The sequence below is a fragment of the Chryseobacterium sp. SIMBA_029 genome (assembly GCF_046535275.1).
Classification (GTDB): domain Bacteria; phylum Bacteroidota; class Bacteroidia; order Flavobacteriales; family Weeksellaceae; genus Chryseobacterium.
In genome coordinates this window covers 1-275 of record NZ_JAWRXA010000272.1, presented here as the reverse complement: position 1 = coordinate 275, position 275 = coordinate 1, and the positions used below count along the sequence as shown (strand labels likewise).

General features: G+C 65.5%; 1 protein-coding gene. It reads right to left on the bottom strand.

What is annotated here, in order from left to right; all coding sequences use genetic code 11:
• On the bottom strand, positions 1 to 275 hold a 275-nt coding region (locus tag SB679_RS24090; RefSeq protein WP_410704764.1), incomplete at both ends, for an acylglycerol kinase family protein.

Sequence of the window (275 nt, the reverse complement as noted above, 5' to 3'; positions counted from 1 at the left end):
CGAGTGGCTTGGTTCCCGTGATCCGGCTGTGATCGTTGGCGTTCCCAGCAGCAAGCACCGCGCAGACGGCCTTGGGGTTCCCCGCCTGCATCACCCCGTTGACTACCTCGTTGTACCCGCCATCCCCACTGACCGATACCACCAGGACGCTGCGGTCCCCCGTGGCGGCGTCGCGGGCAAGATCGACGGCGTGGCCAGCGTGTTCCGTGGGCCGGAGAACGATATCGGGCGCGTAGCTGATGAGATCTTGCAGCTTGTCATGCAACTGCTGCGCC